This window comes from Microbulbifer marinus (genome assembly GCF_900107725.1).
GTDB classification, from domain to species: Bacteria; Pseudomonadota; Gammaproteobacteria; order Pseudomonadales; family Cellvibrionaceae; genus Microbulbifer; species Microbulbifer marinus.
The window spans coordinates 966820-982338 of the sequence record NZ_FNQO01000001.1 but is presented as its reverse complement, the minus strand read 5'-3'; the positions used below and the strand labels follow the sequence as shown (position 1 = coordinate 982338).

The window sequence follows — 15519 nt, the reverse complement described above, 5'->3', positions numbered from 1 at the left end:
GTTGCGGTCACTTATTCCGGTTTGCTGGCATGCATCAAATAGTTCACGTTTACGTCCCGCGGATCCAGCTTGTAATTGCGGGTAAGCGGGTTGTAGGTCATGCCGGTGATATCGCGGACTTCCAGCCCCGCGTCGCGCAGCCAGGAGCCCATCTCAGACGGGCGGATAAATTTACCGTATTCGTGTGTGCCCTTGGGCAGTAAGCGCAGTACGTATTCGGCTCCCACGACGGCGAACAGCCAGCCTTTGGCGGTGCGGTTGATCGTGGAGAAAAACAGCTGGCCGCCCGGTTTTACCAGCTCCGCGCATGCGCGGATCACCGAGGCGGGGTCGGGCACATGTTCGAGCATTTCCAGGCAGGTGACGATATCGAAGCTGGCCGGCTTTTCGGCGGCGAGTTCCTCCACGGCGATGCGGCGGTAATCCACGGTTACCCCGCTCTCGAGCGCATGCAGCTTGGCGACGTTCAGCGGTGCCTCGCCGAGATCGATACCGGTGACCTCGGCGCCCCGTTGCGCCATTGCTTCGGTCAGGATGCCACCGCCGCAGCCGACATCCAGTAACTTCTTCCCGGCGACCGGCGCCCGCTGGTCGATATAGTTGGCGCGCAGAGGATTGATTTCGTGCAGCGGTTTGAATTCGCCCTCGCGGTCCCACCAGCGGCTGGCGAGTTGTTCAAACTTGGCGATTTCCGCCGGATCGACATTGCTCATGGATTTTCCCTAACTTCTTTTTGGCTCCGCTCGTGTTCGGAAAGCGGGGGCGGCACTGGTGCCGGGGATATGCCATCACCTTGACTGGCCGGCGATTCTAGCACGCCACTGCTGGGCCCGCTGAATCACCTCCGCTTCGTTGAGTGTCAGCAGTTCACGGTTTTTAAGCAGCTGTTTGCCGGCTACCCAGACATCGCTGACATTGTGCCCGCCGCCGGTGTAGATCAGCTGTGAAATCGGATCGTGCAGCGGCTGCTGTTCGACCCCGCCGAGATCTACGGCGGTGAGATCGGCGCTCTTGCCTGTCTCGAGGCTCCCGGTCACGTTATCGATGCCGAGTGCGCGGGCGCCATTGATGGTGGCCATGGCCAGTGCCTGGTGGGCGGGCAGGGCGGCGGCATCACCGCTGACCGCCTTGGCCAGCAGCGCGGCGGTGTTGGCCTCGGCGAACAGGTCCAGGCTGTTGTTGCTGGCGGCGCCGTCCGTGCCGAGGGCGACATTCACCCCTGCTGCCAGCAATCTGGCGACGGGGCAGAAGCCGGAGGCCAGCTTCAGGTTGGACTTGGGGCAGTGCGCCACGTGGGCGCCGCTTTGCTGCAGCAGCTCGAAATCGCGCTCGTTGACCGCAGTCATGTGTACGCACAGGGTCTGGGGGCCCAGCAGGCCGAGGCGCTGCAGCCGTTCGGTCGGGCGCTCGCCAGTCTCGGTGAGGGCGCGCTCCACCTCGCCCGCCGTCTCATGCAGGTGCATCTGTACCGGGACCTGAGCTTCGGCGGCGTAGACGGCAATCTTCTCCAGTGTGGCATCTCCAACCGTGTAGGGTGCATGGGGGGCAAACACCACATCAATTCGCTCGTGGGCGCGATAGTCGTCGCGCAGGGCCAGGCCCTTCTGCACCGCGTCATCGCCGTTGCGGCTCCAGGGGGTGGGGAAGTCGATCACCGGAAACGCAATCTGGGCCCGCATGCCGGCTTCCCTGGCGACCAGAGCCGTGGCCTCGGGGAAAAAGTACTGATCGGAGAATGTCGTGGTACCGGCGCGCAGCATTTCCGCAACTGCCAGGCGACTGCCATCGGCGGCAAATTCCTGGCTCACCCACTTCTGCTCCGCCGGCCAGATATGTTGCTCCAGCCACTGCATTAGCGGGCGATCGTCGGCGAAACCGCGCAACAGCGTCATCGCGGCGTGATTGTGGGTGTTGATCAGGCCCGGGATCAGCGCGTGGCGCTGCAGCTCAACTTCCCGGCGCGGCCGGAAGCGCGCGGCGGCTTCCGCAGCGGGCAGCAGGGCGATAATCTTGCCGGCGTCAATCGCGAGTGCACAATTTTCGTACACTTTTTGCGCGGGTACGACCGGGATTATCCAGCGTGCGCGAACCAGTGTGTCGATGGTTTGGGGCATGGAAGTGGCTTAGCGGCTGTTTACAGAGCGGTAGACTTTAGCGGTGGAGCACCACGCCGGCAACCGGAGCTCTCCGCCGGGGTGGGCCCTGTATCCGCACCGGTAAGGACTCCATCCTCTGGCGCCAAACTGTGGTAGAATCGCCCGCTTATCCGGGCACCGTACTAACGCCCGCGCTATAAAAAGGAACGCCATAAGCCATGGGCGAATTAGCCAAAGAAATTTCTCCGATCAATATCGAAGAAGAGCTCAAGCAGTCCTATCTCGACTATGCGATGAGCGTGATTGTGGGCCGTGCGCTGCCGGATGTGCGCGATGGCCTGAAGCCGGTGCACCGGCGCGTGCTCTTCGCGATGAACGAATTGAAAAACGACTGGAACAAGCCGTACAAAAAATCGGCACGTGTCGTTGGTGATGTCATTGGTAAATACCACCCGCACGGCGATACTGCGGTCTACGACACCATCGTGCGCATGGCCCAGCCCTTCTCGCTGCGCTACATGCTCGTGGACGGCCAGGGTAACTTCGGCTCGATCGACGGCGACAGCCCGGCGGCCATGCGTTACACCGAGATCCGTATGGACAAGCTCGCCCATGAGCTGCTGTCGGACCTCGACAAGGAAACCGTCAACTTTATCGACAACTACGACGGCTCCGAGCAGATGCCGGAAGTGCTGCCGTCGCGGGTACCAAACCTATTGGTAAATGGCTCCTCCGGTATCGCTGTGGGCATGGCCACCAATATCCCGCCGCACAACATGAGTGAGGTAGTGCGGGCCTGCCTGGCGCTGATCGACAACCCGGAGCTGTCTGTCGACGACCTGATGGAATACATCCCGGGTCCGGACTTCCCCACCGGCGCCACCATCAACGGCCGCGCCGGAATACTGCTGGCCTACCGCACCGGCCGCGGTCGCATCTACGTGCGCGCCAAGGCGGAGGTGCTGCGCGATGACAAGACCAATAAAGAAACCATCGTCATTCATGAGATCCCCTATCAGCTGAACAAGGCGCGCCTGATCGAGCGCATTGCCGAGCTGGTCAAGGACAAAAAGATCGAGGGTATCTCCGAGCTGCGCGACGAGTCCGACAAGGACGGCCTGCGCGTGGTGATCGAACTCAAGCGTGGCGAGCTGGGCGATGTGGTCCTGAACAACCTCTACTCCCAGACCCAGCTCGAGAGTGTGTTCGGCATCAATATGGTGGCGCTGGTGGATGGCCAGCCCAAGGTGCTGAACCTGAAGCAGTTGCTCGAATACTTTATTCGCCACCGTCAGGAGGTGGTCACCCGCCGTACCGTCTACCTGCTGCGCAAGGCGCGTGAGCGCGGACATATCCTCGAAGGTCTGGCGATCGCGATTTCCAACATCGATCCGGTGATCGAGCTGATCAAGTCCTCCGCCACTCCGGCGGACGCGCGTGAAGCACTACTGGCCAAGGGCTGGGCAGTGGGCGAGGTGCAGCAGTTCCTCGATCGCGCCGGCGCCGACGCCTGCCGCCCGGACGATCTGCCGCAGGAATTCGGCCTGCGCGACGACGGTGCCTACTACCTGTCGCCGGCCCAGGCTCAGGCCATTCTGGAGCTGCGCCTCCATCGCCTGACCGGCATGGAACACGACAAGCTACTGGGCGAGTACCAGGAGCGCCTGGAGCAGATCGCCGAATACCTGCATATCCTCGGCAGCTTCGAGCGCCTGATGGAGGTGATCCGTGAAGAGCTGGAGCAGCTCGACAAGGAGTTCGGCGACGAGCGCCGCACCGATATCGTCGCCTCCCGCCAGGATCTGACCGTGGAAGACCTGATCACCCCGGAAGACAAGGTGGTGACCATCTCCCACGGCGGCTACGCCAAGAGTCAGCCGCTGGCGGACTACCAGGCCCAGCGCCGCGGCGGCATGGGCAAGTCCGCGACCCAGGTGAAAGATGAGGATTTCGTCGAGCACCTGCTGATCGCCAATTCCCACGACACCATTCTGTGCTTCTCCAACAAGGGCAAGGTGTACTGGCTGAAAGTCTACGAAGTACCGACCGCCGGCCGCGCCTCCCGCGGACGGCCGATGGTGAACATGCTGCCGCTCGAAGAAGACGAGCGCATCAGCAGCATGCTGCCGGTATCCGAATACGACGAAGATCACTTTATTTTCTTTGCCACTGCCAATGGCACCGTGAAAAAGACCCCGCTGTCCGCCTTTGCGCGTCCGCGCAGCGTCGGCCTGCGCGCCATCGAGCTCGAAGAGGACGACCGCCTGGTGGCCACCGCCATTACCGACGGTAGCCGCGATGTGCTGCTGCTCACCAGTGCCGGTAAGGCGGCCCGCTTCGCCGAGGAAAATGTGCGCTCCATGGGGCGCGTGTCCCGCGGCGTGCGCGGTATTCGCATGGCAGAGGGTGTGTTTGTTATCGCAATGGTGATCCCGGAAGAGGGTGGCTCCGTGATGATGGTGACCGAAAACGGTTACGGCAAGCGTACCGCCACTGCGGACTTCCCCACCAAGGGGCGCGGCACCCAGGGTGTGATCGCCATTGCTGAGAGCGAGCGCAACGGCGCTCTGGTCGGCGCCTGCCAGGTGCATCCAGGCGAGGAAATCATGCTGATATCCGATCAGGGCACGCTGGTGCGCACCCGCGTCGACGAAGTCTCCGTTCTCGGCCGCAATACCCAGGGTGTGCGAGTGATCCGACTCAAGGCCAGCGAAAAGCTGGTGGGTCTGGCGCGCATCCAGGAGAGCGAGGAAGGCGAAGAGGGCGAACAGGACGAGGGCGGGGAAGAGTGATCCCCGCTGGCGCTGACAGGAAAGGCTGCGAATTTCGCGGCCTTTTTTGACTCCGCTTCTCTAAAACTTGAGCGAATGCGTGATGTACTTTGCTCCAATTGGCATTTTTTGCGTCGGTTTATCTAGTTAATTTTGTAACCATTTCTCTGGGTTCTTCTGGAAGTTGCTTCATGAGGAAATTCAATTTTTGCGCCGGCCCCGCCGCGCTGCCGGAACCTGTTCTGCGCCAGGCCCAACAGGAACTGCTCAATTGGCGTGGCCTCGGCTGCTCGGTGATGGAGGTCAGTCACCGCTCGCCGGAATTTACGGAAGTGGCCGAGGGCGCCGAACAGGATCTGCGCGATCTGCTCGACATCCCCGCCAACTACAAAGTGCTGTTCCTGCAGGGCGGCGCTACCGGCCAGTTCAGCGCCGTGCCCTGGAATCTGTTCGGCGCCGCCGGCAGTCGGGAGCAGCGCGTCGCGGACTATATTCATACGGGACAGTGGGCGGAGAAGGCGATCAAGGAAGCGCGCCGCTACGGACAGGTCAACATAGTTGCCTCCAGTGCGGACCGCAATTTTTCCTATGCTCCCGGACCGGACAGTTGGCAGCAGAGTGACAACGCGGCCTATTTCCACTACACGCCCAACGAGACCATCGGCGGGGTGGAGTTTGATTATGTGCCGGAGGTCAGTTGTCCGCTGGTGGCGGACATGTCCTCGAACATCCTGTCGCGGCCGATTCCGGTGGAGAAGTACGGCATGATCTATGCCGGCGCGCAGAAGAATATCGGCCCCTCCGGCATCGCGGTGGGGATAGTGCGTGATGATCTGCTCGATCGCGCCCTGCCGGATATCCCGCGCAGCCTGAGATGGAAGGTCGCTGCCGATGCCGGCTCCATGGACAATACGCCGCCCACTTTTGCCTGGTACCTGTCGGGTCTGGTGTTTCAGTGGCTGAAGGCGCAGGGCGGTGTCGAGGCGATGGCGGAGCTGGCGGAGAAGAAATCTTCACTGCTGTATGGGTTTATCGATGGCAGCGATTTTTATTCCAGCCCGGTGGAAAAATCCAGTCGCTCGCGGATGAACGTCCCCTTCGTGCTGGCTGACGACAAGCTCGACAAGGCTTTTCTGCAGCAGGCCGAAGAGGCGGGGCTGCTGAACCTGAAAGGGCATCGCTCCGTGGGCGGTATGCGTGCATCCCTCTACAACGCGGTGCCTCTGGAAGCGGTCGAGGCGCTGGTGGCCTTTATGGCCGATTTCGAGAAGCGCTGCGGCTAATCAATTCGACGGAAGAATCTAGGCAGACGGATGACTGAAGAAACCATAAGCAGCGACCAGCGATTGCTGGCGCTGCGCGATCGCATCGACGAGATCGACGGCGAAATCGCCCGCCTGATCAGCGAGCGGGCCGATTGCGCGCTGGAAGTGGCGGAAGTGAAAAAGGCCACTGGCGAGGACGCGCTGTATTACCGTCCAGAGCGCGAGGCGCAGGTATTGCGTCGGGCCATGGAGCGCAACAAGGGCCCGCTGACCGATGAGGAAATGGCGCGACTGTTCCGCGAGATCATGTCCGCCTGTCTGGCGCTGGAAGAGCCGGTCAAGGTCGCTTATCTCGGGCCGGAAGGCACCTTCACGCAGCAGGCGACGCTCAAGCATTTCGGCCACTCGGCACAGAGCCGTCCGCTCGCTGCGATCGACGAAGTGTTTCGCGAAGTGGAGGCCGGTGCGGTCAGCTATGGCGTGGTGCCGGTGGAGAATTCCACCGAGGGTGTGATCAACCACACGCTCGACAATTTTATGACGTCCAATCTCAAGATCTGTGGAGAGGTGGAGCTGCGTATCCATCACCACCTGATGATCTCGGATATCACTCGTCCGGATGCGATTACGCGTATTTATTCGCATGCGCAGAGCCTGGCGCAATGTCGCAAGTGGTTGGATTCCCATTACCCGAACGTGGAGCGGATCGCCGTGGCCAGCAACGCCGAGGCGGCCAAGCGGGTAAAAGGGGAGTGGAATGCGGCAGCGATTGCCGGCGATATGGCGGCAGAGCTCTACGACCTCAAAGTGCTGGCGGAGAAAATCGAAGATCGCCCTGACAATTCCACGCGCTTCCTGATTATCGGTTCCCAGGCGGTGCCCGCCAGCGGCGATGACAAGACCTCGCTGATGGTGTCGATGCGCAATGAGCCCGGTGCCCTGCACGATCTGCTCGAGCCTTTCCGGCGCCACAATGTCGACCTGACGCGCGTGGAGACGAGGCCTTCGCAGTCCGGTAACTGGACCTATGTGTTCTTTATTGACTTTAAGGGGCACCGTGACAGTGCGGATATCGCCGCGGCGTTAAAAGAGGTCGGAGCCTGCGCATCGGATCTCAAAGTGCTCGGTTCCTACCCGCGCGGGGTCCTCTGATGTTCGAAACGGCCGGTGGGCGAGGGGTTATCGGCCGCCTGGTAGTCGTCGGTATCGGTCTGATCGGGGGCAGTCTGGGATTGGCACTGAAGGCCGCCGGCGCCTGCCGTGAGGTGGTCGGTGTCGCCCGCCGCCCACGAACCTGTGAACAGGCTGTCGAACTCGGCATCGTCGACCGCGCGGTAACGGATCTCGGCGAAGTGCTGCCGCAACTGGAACCCGGCGACGTCGTTTTTATCGCCGTGCCGACCCTCGCGGTGGAACAGGTATTTGCCGAGATGCGCGAGCGACTGCCCGCGGGCGTAACCATAACGGACGGCGCTAGCGTCAAGGGCAGTGTCATCACCGCGGCGGAAAAGATCTGGGGGCGGGTGCCGGAATTCCTCGTGCCCGGCCATCCAATCGCCGGATCGGAAAAGAGCGGCGTGACCGCGGCAAGGGACGACCTCTATATCGACCACCGCATTATCCTGACGCCGCTGGAGCATACCGACGGAGATCACCTGCAGCGCGTGGTGCAGATGTGGCAGGCGACCGGCGCGGAAGTCCTGAATATGCCGGTGGCCGAGCACGACGAAGTACTGGCTGCAACGAGTCACCTGCCGCACGTGATCGCCTATGGCCTGGTCGATACGCTCGCACACGACGCGGAAAACGAAAATATCTTCCGCTACGCTGCCGGGGGCTTCCGCGATTTCACCCGTATCGCTTCCAGCGACCCGGTTATGTGGCGGGACATCATGCTGGCGAATCGGGATGCGATTCTGCAGGCGATCGATCTGTACAGCGCCAATCTGTCCTCACTGCGCGACGCCATTGCCGCTGGCGACAGTGAGCAGCTGATGGGCGTCTTCACCCGGGCCAAGGCGGCGCGGGATCACTTTACAAAAATGTTGGCCAAGAAAGCGTATACAGAGCCTATGCAAGCACAGGAAGTTACTTTTATCGCGCAACCCGGGGGTACTGTCAGCGGCACGCTGCGGGTGCCCGGTGACAAATCCATGTCCCACCGCTCCATCATGCTGGGCTCGCTGGCCGAGGGGGTCACGGAAGTGGAGGGTTTCCTCGAGGGTGAGGATGCCCTCGCCACCCTGCAGGCGTTTCGCGATATGGGGGTGGTTATCGAGGGTCCGGTGGATGGCCGGGTGGTGATTCACGGCGTGGGTCTGAATGGACTGCAGGCGCCGCCGGGACCCTTGTATCTGGGCAATTCGGGCACCTCGATGCGCCTGCTGGCCGGCCTGCTGGCAGGGCAGGAATTCGATGTGACGCTGACCGGGGACGAGTCACTGTCCAAGCGCCCGATGAACCGTGTTGCCAACCCGCTGCGGGAAATGGGTGCGGTGATCGATACCGGCCCGGATGGTCGTCCGCCGCTGGTGGTCAGGGGTGGGTGCAAATTGCGCGGTATCGACTATCAGCTGCCGATGGCCAGTGCGCAGGTAAAATCCTGTGTGCTGCTGGCCGGCCTGTATGCCGAAGGTGAGACCAGTACCACTGAGCCGGCGCCTACCCGTGATCATACCGAGCGCATGCTGCAGGGGTTCGGCTACGAGGTACGGCGCGAGGGTGCCCGTGCGACGGTGCGCGGCGGTGGCAGGCTGACCGCGGCCAGGATCGATGTGCCCGCCGACATATCCTCGGCCACCTTCTTTATGGTGGCCGCCGCCATCGCTCCAGGATCCGATGTGCTGCTGGAGCACGTCGGTATCAACCCGACCCGCGACGGTGTGATCAATATACTGCGCGCGATGGGCGCCGACATAGAGCTGCTGAACCGGCGCGAAGTCGGGGGCGAGCCGGTGGCGGATATCCGCGTGCGCTACGCGCCGCTGAAAGGAATCAGTATTCCCGAGGACCAGGTGCCGCTGGCGATCGATGAGTTCCCGGCGCTGTTCGTCGCCGCCGCCTGCGCCGAGGGTGAGACTGTATTGACCGGCGCCGAGGAGTTGCGGGTAAAGGAAAGTGACCGTATCCAAGCGATGGCCGATGGTTTGCGTATTCTTGGCGTCAACGCCGAGCCGACGTCGGATGGCATCGTCATTCAGGGGGCGGGGGAAGGTGTTGCCTTCGGCGGTGGCACCGTGGACAGTCTCGGCGATCACCGCATCGCCATGTCTTTCGCCGTGGCATCCCTGCGTGCCCGCGATACCATACGCATCTTGCACTGCGCCAATGTGGCGACGTCATTCCCGAACTTTGCCGAGCTGGCCAAGCGCGCCGGGTTGAAGCTGCAACTCGCGTAGCGCGAGCATGTAGCATGTAAAGAGGCTCCGCTGTCGCTGGCAGTGGGGCCTTCTCAGTGCCTACCAAGAACAGGATTCTATGAGCGATTTAGACAAACTGCCGCCGGTCATAACCATCGACGGTCCCAGTGGTTCCGGCAAGGGGACCATCGCCAGGCTGCTGGCCGACAAGCTGAATTTTTCCCTGCTGGACTCCGGCGCCCTCTACCGCCTGACCGCCTTGTCGGCACTGAACCGAGAAGTCGATTTGACCGATGAGGCCACCCTGACCGAGATCGCCGCCAATCTGGATATCCGCTTCGATCTGCGCGATGGCGAAGTGTCTGCTCTGCTGGAAGGGCAGGATGTCAGTCGCGATATCCGTATGGAACGGGTTAGCATGGCCGCCTCAAAAGTGGCCGCCATGCCCGGCGTGCGCGCCGCGCTGCTGCAGCGCCAGCGGGACTTCCGCCAGGCGCCGGGGTTGGTGGCAGACGGGCGCGATATGGGTACCACCGTGTTCCCCGACGCGCCGGTCAAAATCTTTCTGACCGCCAGCGCCGAGGAGCGCGCCAGGCGGCGCTCTGAGCAGTTGCGGGAGAAGGGGGTTTCTGTTAGCCTCCGCGACCTGCTGGAGGACATCCGCGCCCGCGACGCGCGCGATATGAACCGCGCCACATCCCCCCTGGCTCCCGCCGAAGACGCGGTCGAGCTCGACAGTACCGGGGTGGATATCGACGGTGTCCTGCAGATAGTGCTACAGCTGGTGCGCGACCGGATCCGTGTCCGGGGCGCTTAGCACAGCGGATAGCCTGACAATCAGTTTTTTAACGACAGCGGCCGGGATCAGCCAGAATCGCCCGGCCGTTGTCGTAATCCGACCCGCGTGCTGGCAGCGCGGTGGGGTTGCGGCTGGCGGTTGACTAAACTCAATAGTTACCAACGGCTGGGCCCATCTATATAGGTAATGTAATGAGCGAGAGCTTTGCTGATTTATTTGAAGAGAGCCTGAAAAGCGTAGAGATGGCACCGGGTTCCATCGTGACCGGTGTTGTGATCGACGTGGACAAAGACTGGGTTACCGTTCACGCGGGCCTGAAGTCTGAAGGCGTTATCCCTGCCGCCCAGTTCGCCAATGACAAGGGTGAAGTAGAGCTGCAGGTGGGCGACGAAGTACAGGTTGCCCTGGAAGCGGTAGAAGACGGTTTCGGTGAAACCCGTCTGTCCCGTGAAAAAGCCAAGCGCGCTGAAGCCTGGAAGATCCTCGACGCAGCCCACGCTGCTGACGAAGTGGTTAAAGGCGTTATCAGCGGCAAGGTTAAAGGTGGCTTTACTGTCGACGTTGCCAACATCCGCGCATTCCTGCCCGGCTCTCTGGTAGACGTACGCCCGGTTCGCGACACCGCGCACCTGGAAGGCAAAGAGCTCGAATTCAAGGTCATCAAGCTGGACGCCAAGCGCAACAACGTTGTGGTATCCCGCCGCGCCGTTATGGAAGCCGCGACTTCCGAAGAGCGCGAAGCACTGCTGGCAAGCCTGCAGGAAGGCATGACCATCAAGGGTATCGTCAAGAACCTGACCGACTACGGTGCCTTCGTGGACCTGGGCGGCATCGACGGCCTGCTGCACATCACCGATATGGCTTGGAAGCGCATCAAGCATCCGAGCGAGATCGTGAATGTTGGCGACGAGATCGAAGTAAAAGTACTGAAGTTCGACCGCGAGCGCAGCCGTGTATCCCTGGGCCTGAAGCAACTGGGCGAAGATCCTTGGGTATCCATCAAGCAGCGTTACCCGGAAAACAGCCGCGTGAAGGCCGTTGTGACCAACCTGACCGACTACGGCTGCTTCGCCGAGCTGGAAGAGGGTGTCGAAGGCTTGGTGCACGTTTCCGAAATGGATTGGACCAACAAGAACATCCACCCGTCCAAAGTTGTCAATGTTGGCGACGAGGTAGAGGTGATGATTCTGGACATCGACGAAGAGCGTCGCCGTATCTCCCTGGGCATCAAGCAGTGCCAGGAGAACCCGTGGGATGCCTTCGCGCGTAAATTCGCCAAAGGCGACAAGATCTCCGGCAAGATCAAGTCCATCACCGATTTCGGTATCTTCATCGGTCTGGACGGCAGCATCGACGGTCTGGTGCACCTGTCCGATATCTCCTGGAACGAAGCTGGCGAAGAAGCCGTGCGCAAGTTCAAGAAGGGTGACGAAATCGAGACTGTTATCCTGGGTATCGACTCCGACCGCGAGCGTATCTCCCTGGGTATCAAGCAGCTGGAGTCCGATCCGTTCAACGATTACGTGACCACCAATGATCGTGGCACCATCGTGACCGGCACCATCAAGGAAGTTGACGCCAAGCAGGCTGTCATCACCCTGGCGGACGAAGTCGAAGGCGTACTGCGCGCTTCCGAAATCAGCCGTGACAAGGTGGAAGACGCCCGCAATGTCCTGAAAGAAGGTGAAGAGGTCGAGGCCAAGATCACCAGCGTGGATCGCAAGAACCGCGTGATCAGCCTGTCCATCAAAGCCAAGGACCAGGAAGACGAGAAGCAAGCCATCAAGGATCACAGCAAGAAGCAGGCTGAGCAGGTTCAGCCGGCGACTATCGGTGACCTGATCAAGGCGCAGATGAACAACAAAGAGTAATAGCTCTTGGTTGTTATAGGCTCTGAATTGATTGTTTAGGGCTATTCGAGAGCCGGACTGGGGTTGCCCAGTCCGGCTTTCTATTAGATGATTGCCGCTCTAATCTAGAATAATCAATGACTTACAGAAGGTTGCGGCGCGCATGACCAAATCCGAACTGATCGAAAGGATTGCGTTGAGGTTGGATCAGCTGCCAGTCAAAGATGTCGAACTGGCGGTCAAGGTAATGTTGGACACCATGTCGGATGTGCTTTCCCAGGGCGAGCGCATCGAAATACGTGGTTTCGGCAGTTTTTCGCTGCACTACCGCGCACCGCGGACTGGCCGCAACCCCAAGACGGGCGATGCGGTGGCCCTGGCGGGCAAATACGTGCCCCATTTCAAGCCGGGCAAGGAGCTGCGTGACAGAGTCAATCGCAGCATGCACGATGAGACTGTGACCGAAGTATGATGAATTTGCCCGCGGGTCGAAGTGCCTGGGGCTGTGGAACAGGATGGGGCAGGGCAGTAGAGACTAGTACCCCATCGAATCGTTGATTTAGTCACTTCTTGCGGAACGCGGAGGTTCCCTTGTCATTCTTGCGCTGGCTGCTGCGTCTCTTCTACGGATTGTTGGCCCTGCTGTGTATCGCTGTCGGTGTTTACTTTGCCGTCGACAACCCCGATGCCATAGCCCCAAATTTTGCTGGTTACGCGCTGCCATCGGGCAGTGTGGGTTTCTGGCTGATCGGTTTTCTGTTACTTGGGTTGCTGCTGGGCTTTGTCGTCAGCCTCGTGCCTTTCTACGCCGAGCGGCGTCGGGCTCGCGGGCTGGAACGGCAGTTGCAGCGCTTGGAGCGGGAACTCCAAACGGTGCGCCGACAGGTATCCGGAGACTAGGGCCTGATGCTCGACCTAACGTTTTTCTTTTTTCTGCTTGCCGCCATTGCCATCGGTTGGACGCTGGGGCGCAGGAGTACCAGAAAGAAGGTGGACTGCAGTGAACAGCAACAGGCACTGGCGCGCTCTTATGCGGCGGGCCTTAACTACCTGCTGAGTGAGCGTCACGATGATGCCATCGACAAATTTATCGATGCGCTTGAAGTCACCAGTGCTACCTTCGATACGCACCTGGCGCTGGGAAATTTACTGCGCAAGCGCGGCGAACACGATCAAGCCATTCGCGTGCACCAGAATCTGCTGGCGCGTCCGAGTCTGGCGCGGGCCAGTCAGCAGAAGGCCCAGCTCGAACTGGCGCGCGATTATATTGCCGCTGGCTGGCTCGACCGGGCCGAGCGGTTGTTACAAGAGTTGGTCGAAACCTCCTCTGAGCTACGCAATACCAGTCTCGAGCATCTGGTCGAGGTCTATCGGGACGAGCGCGAGTGGACGAAAGCCATCCATGCGGTGAACCTGCTGCACGGCCGTCGCTTCAAGCGGCTTTCGCCCGAATGGGCGCCGGTGCAGGCGCACTTTTGCTGCGAGCTCGCGGAAGAAGCCATCAAAAATAAGGATTACCTGAGTGCGCGCAAGCATATAGACGCTGCCCTCGGTTACGATCGTAATTCTGTGCGCGCCAACCTGCTATGGGGGAGGTTGGAGCACCTGCTGAATCGTCCGCGGGAGGCAATCAAGGTGCTGCAGCGGATCCCGAAGCAGAACCCGGACTATATTCCGGAGATTCTGGAATTGCTGATTACCTGCTATCAGGAAATTGGTGATGAAAAGGGGCTGGATCGCTACCTGGAGTCGCTGCTGCGGGAACACCCCTCCAACAGTGTGCTGATTGCGCTGACCGAGAGAATCCATCGTCAGGAAAGTGAAGCGGCGGCTGCAGCCTTCATGGGCAAGCAGCTGGCGCTGCGCCCATCGCTGCGCGGCCTGGGGCACTTTATTGACCTGCACATCGACACTACTCAGGGCCGGGCGCGGGAAAACCTGTCGCTGCTCAAAACCCTGATCGACCAATTGATCGCCAGTCGCCCCCATTACCGCTGTAACAACTGCGGTTTTTCCGGCAATCAGCTCCACTGGCTCTGCCCCAGCTGCAAGCACTGGGACTCTGTCCGCTCCGTCAGGGGGGTTGAGGGAGAGTGACCAGTGTGGCCCCCTATTAACCAATTAACTGTTTTGGGCGCGACATGAGCGCCAATGAGAGGTAAACCCTTGCAATCCCAGGTTTCTTCCCCCGTCGTTGTCGCGCTGGACTATGACAATGCCGAAGCTGCGCTGGCGATGGCAGATCGGCTTGATCCCGGCCTGTGTCGCGTCAAGGTTGGCAAAGAGCTCTTTACCATTGCCGGGCCGCAGCTCGTCAGGGATCTCGTAGGGCGCGGATTTCAGGTCTTTCTGGATCTCAAGTTTCACGATATCCCGAACACTGTCGCTGCGGCGGTAAAGGCGGCCGCAGAGCTGGGGGTCTGGATGGTGAATGTCCACGCGAGCGGCGGCGCGCGCATGATGGAGGCGGCGGCCGAGGCGTTGCAGCCGTTTGGCGAACAGCGGCCGTTATTGATTGGCGTGACCGTGCTGACCAGCACCGCGCCCGAGGAGTTGGCGGCCATAGGCATCGCGCGTTCACTGGAAGAGCAGGTGCTGTCCCTCGCCGTTCTGGCGCAGCGGTGCGGTCTGGATGGGGTCGTTTGTTCGGCGCGTGAGGCAGAGGCTTTGCGTCAGCGGTGTGGCACGAACTTTGCGTTAGTTACTCCGGGCATTCGTCCGGCGGGCGCCGCCGCCGATGACCAGCGGCGGATCGTGACTCCGGCTCAGGCGCTGGAGTGGGGTGCGGACTACCTCGTGATCGGTCGACCGATCACTGCCGCCGCTGATCCAATGCAGTCACTGCAGAAGATTCTGGCGGAGATCGGCGCGGGCGCATAAGCGGATCGCGTACTGTAATGGCGTGTAATCAATTTGCAGCCAAAGGCGTGTGATGAGCTGGTAGAGTGTTGCGGCTTGGGGGAGTAACAGCAGTCCCAAAGTGAAAATAGTTAACCTTCACTGGGAGTTCGCTATGAACACTATCCGTACATCATTTTCTATCCTTTTCGCCGCCCTGTTGATGGTCTGCTCTTCGGCGCTTGCCGTTGCCGACGACATGCAGACTGACACAGCACAGGTGGTCGCAATCACGGTCAATGTTAACAGTGCCTCGGCCGCCGAGCTGGCGGAAAAACTCGATGGCGTCGGCGCCGCGCGTGCGGAGCTGATTGTTAAATACCGCGAGGAAAAAGGGCCCTTTACGTCGGTCGAGCAGTTGCTGGAGATCAAGGGAATAGGAACGGCAACGTTGGAAAAGAATCGCGACAGGATTCAACTCTAGTAACATAAATCCGTGCACAGTCGACAGTACCGCGGGTCACTGTCGGCTAGTGTGGCG

General features: G+C 60.7%; 13 protein-coding genes. 11 read left to right on the top strand and 2 right to left on the bottom strand.

Annotated elements, in window-relative coordinates:
• Positions 1 to 11: 11 nt before the first annotated feature.
• Positions 12 to 713: a bifunctional 2-polyprenyl-6-hydroxyphenol methylase/3-demethylubiquinol 3-O-methyltransferase UbiG gene (gene ubiG, locus BLW36_RS04225; protein ID WP_091385467.1), complete on the bottom strand. Its 702-nt coding sequence runs from the start codon at positions 711 to 713 to the stop codon at positions 12 to 14.
• A 75-nt stretch (positions 714 to 788) separates the two neighbouring features.
• Positions 789 to 2114, bottom strand: coding sequence for a TRZ/ATZ family hydrolase (locus tag BLW36_RS04220; protein WP_091385465.1), 1326 nt, complete (start codon positions 2112 to 2114; stop codon positions 789 to 791).
• A 200-nt stretch (positions 2115 to 2314) separates the two neighbouring features.
• Here BLW36_RS04220 and gyrA point away from each other — a divergent pair, with 200 nt between their 5' ends.
• From gyrA to BLW36_RS04165, 11 genes are all read left to right on the top strand, one after another.
• Positions 2315 to 4888 carry a DNA gyrase subunit A gene (gene gyrA, locus BLW36_RS04215; RefSeq protein WP_091385463.1) on the top strand — a complete coding sequence of 858 codons (2574 nt, stop codon included), beginning with the start codon at positions 2315 to 2317 and terminating at the stop codon, positions 4886 to 4888.
• Between the two features lie 170 nt (positions 4889 to 5058).
• Positions 5059 to 6150: a 3-phosphoserine/phosphohydroxythreonine transaminase gene (gene serC / locus BLW36_RS04210; protein ID WP_091385461.1), complete on the top strand. Its 1092-nt coding sequence runs from the start codon at positions 5059 to 5061 to the stop codon at positions 6148 to 6150.
• 30 nt (positions 6151 to 6180) lie between these two features.
• Complete coding sequence (pheA, locus tag BLW36_RS04205; protein WP_091385459.1) at positions 6181 to 7284, top strand: prephenate dehydratase; 1104 nt, start codon at positions 6181 to 6183, stop codon at positions 7282 to 7284.
• The gene (locus tag BLW36_RS04200) at positions 7284 to 9530 is read left to right on the top strand and encodes a bifunctional prephenate dehydrogenase/3-phosphoshikimate 1-carboxyvinyltransferase (protein ID WP_091385457.1); all 2247 of its coding nucleotides are present in this window, start codon (positions 7284 to 7286) and stop codon (positions 9528 to 9530) included. Before pheA ends, BLW36_RS04200 begins: the two co-directional genes overlap by 1 nt.
• 79 nt (positions 9531 to 9609) lie before the next feature.
• Positions 9610 to 10308, top strand: a complete 699-nt coding sequence (gene cmk / locus BLW36_RS04195) for a (d)CMP kinase (protein WP_091385455.1) — start codon at positions 9610 to 9612, stop codon at positions 10306 to 10308.
• A 173-nt stretch (positions 10309 to 10481) separates the two neighbouring features.
• Entirely contained in the window at positions 10482 to 12161 is a 1680-nt protein-coding gene (gene rpsA, locus BLW36_RS04190) for a 30S ribosomal protein S1 (RefSeq protein ID WP_091385453.1), read from the top strand.
• Positions 12162 to 12303: 142 nt separating this feature from the next.
• Entirely contained in the window at positions 12304 to 12612 is a 309-nt protein-coding gene (gene ihfB, locus BLW36_RS04185; protein WP_091385451.1) for an integration host factor subunit beta, read from the top strand.
• A gap of 119 nt (positions 12613 to 12731) precedes the next feature.
• The gene (locus tag BLW36_RS04180; RefSeq protein WP_244506124.1) at positions 12732 to 13040 is read left to right on the top strand and encodes a lipopolysaccharide assembly protein LapA domain-containing protein; all 309 of its coding nucleotides are present in this window, start codon (positions 12732 to 12734) and stop codon (positions 13038 to 13040) included.
• A gap of 6 nt (positions 13041 to 13046) precedes the next feature.
• Positions 13047 to 14237, top strand: a complete 1191-nt coding sequence (gene lapB, locus BLW36_RS04175; protein WP_091385449.1) for a lipopolysaccharide assembly protein LapB — start codon at positions 13047 to 13049, stop codon at positions 14235 to 14237.
• 54 nt (positions 14238 to 14291) lie between these two features.
• Complete coding sequence (pyrF, locus tag BLW36_RS04170) at positions 14292 to 15020, top strand: orotidine-5'-phosphate decarboxylase (RefSeq protein ID WP_091385446.1); 729 nt, start codon at positions 14292 to 14294, stop codon at positions 15018 to 15020.
• A 133-nt stretch (positions 15021 to 15153) separates the two neighbouring features.
• Positions 15154 to 15462 (top strand): ComEA family DNA-binding protein, encoded by a 309-nt coding sequence (locus BLW36_RS04165; RefSeq protein ID WP_091386936.1) that lies wholly within the window; start codon positions 15154 to 15156, stop codon positions 15460 to 15462.
• Positions 15463 to 15519: the final 57 nt, after the last annotated feature.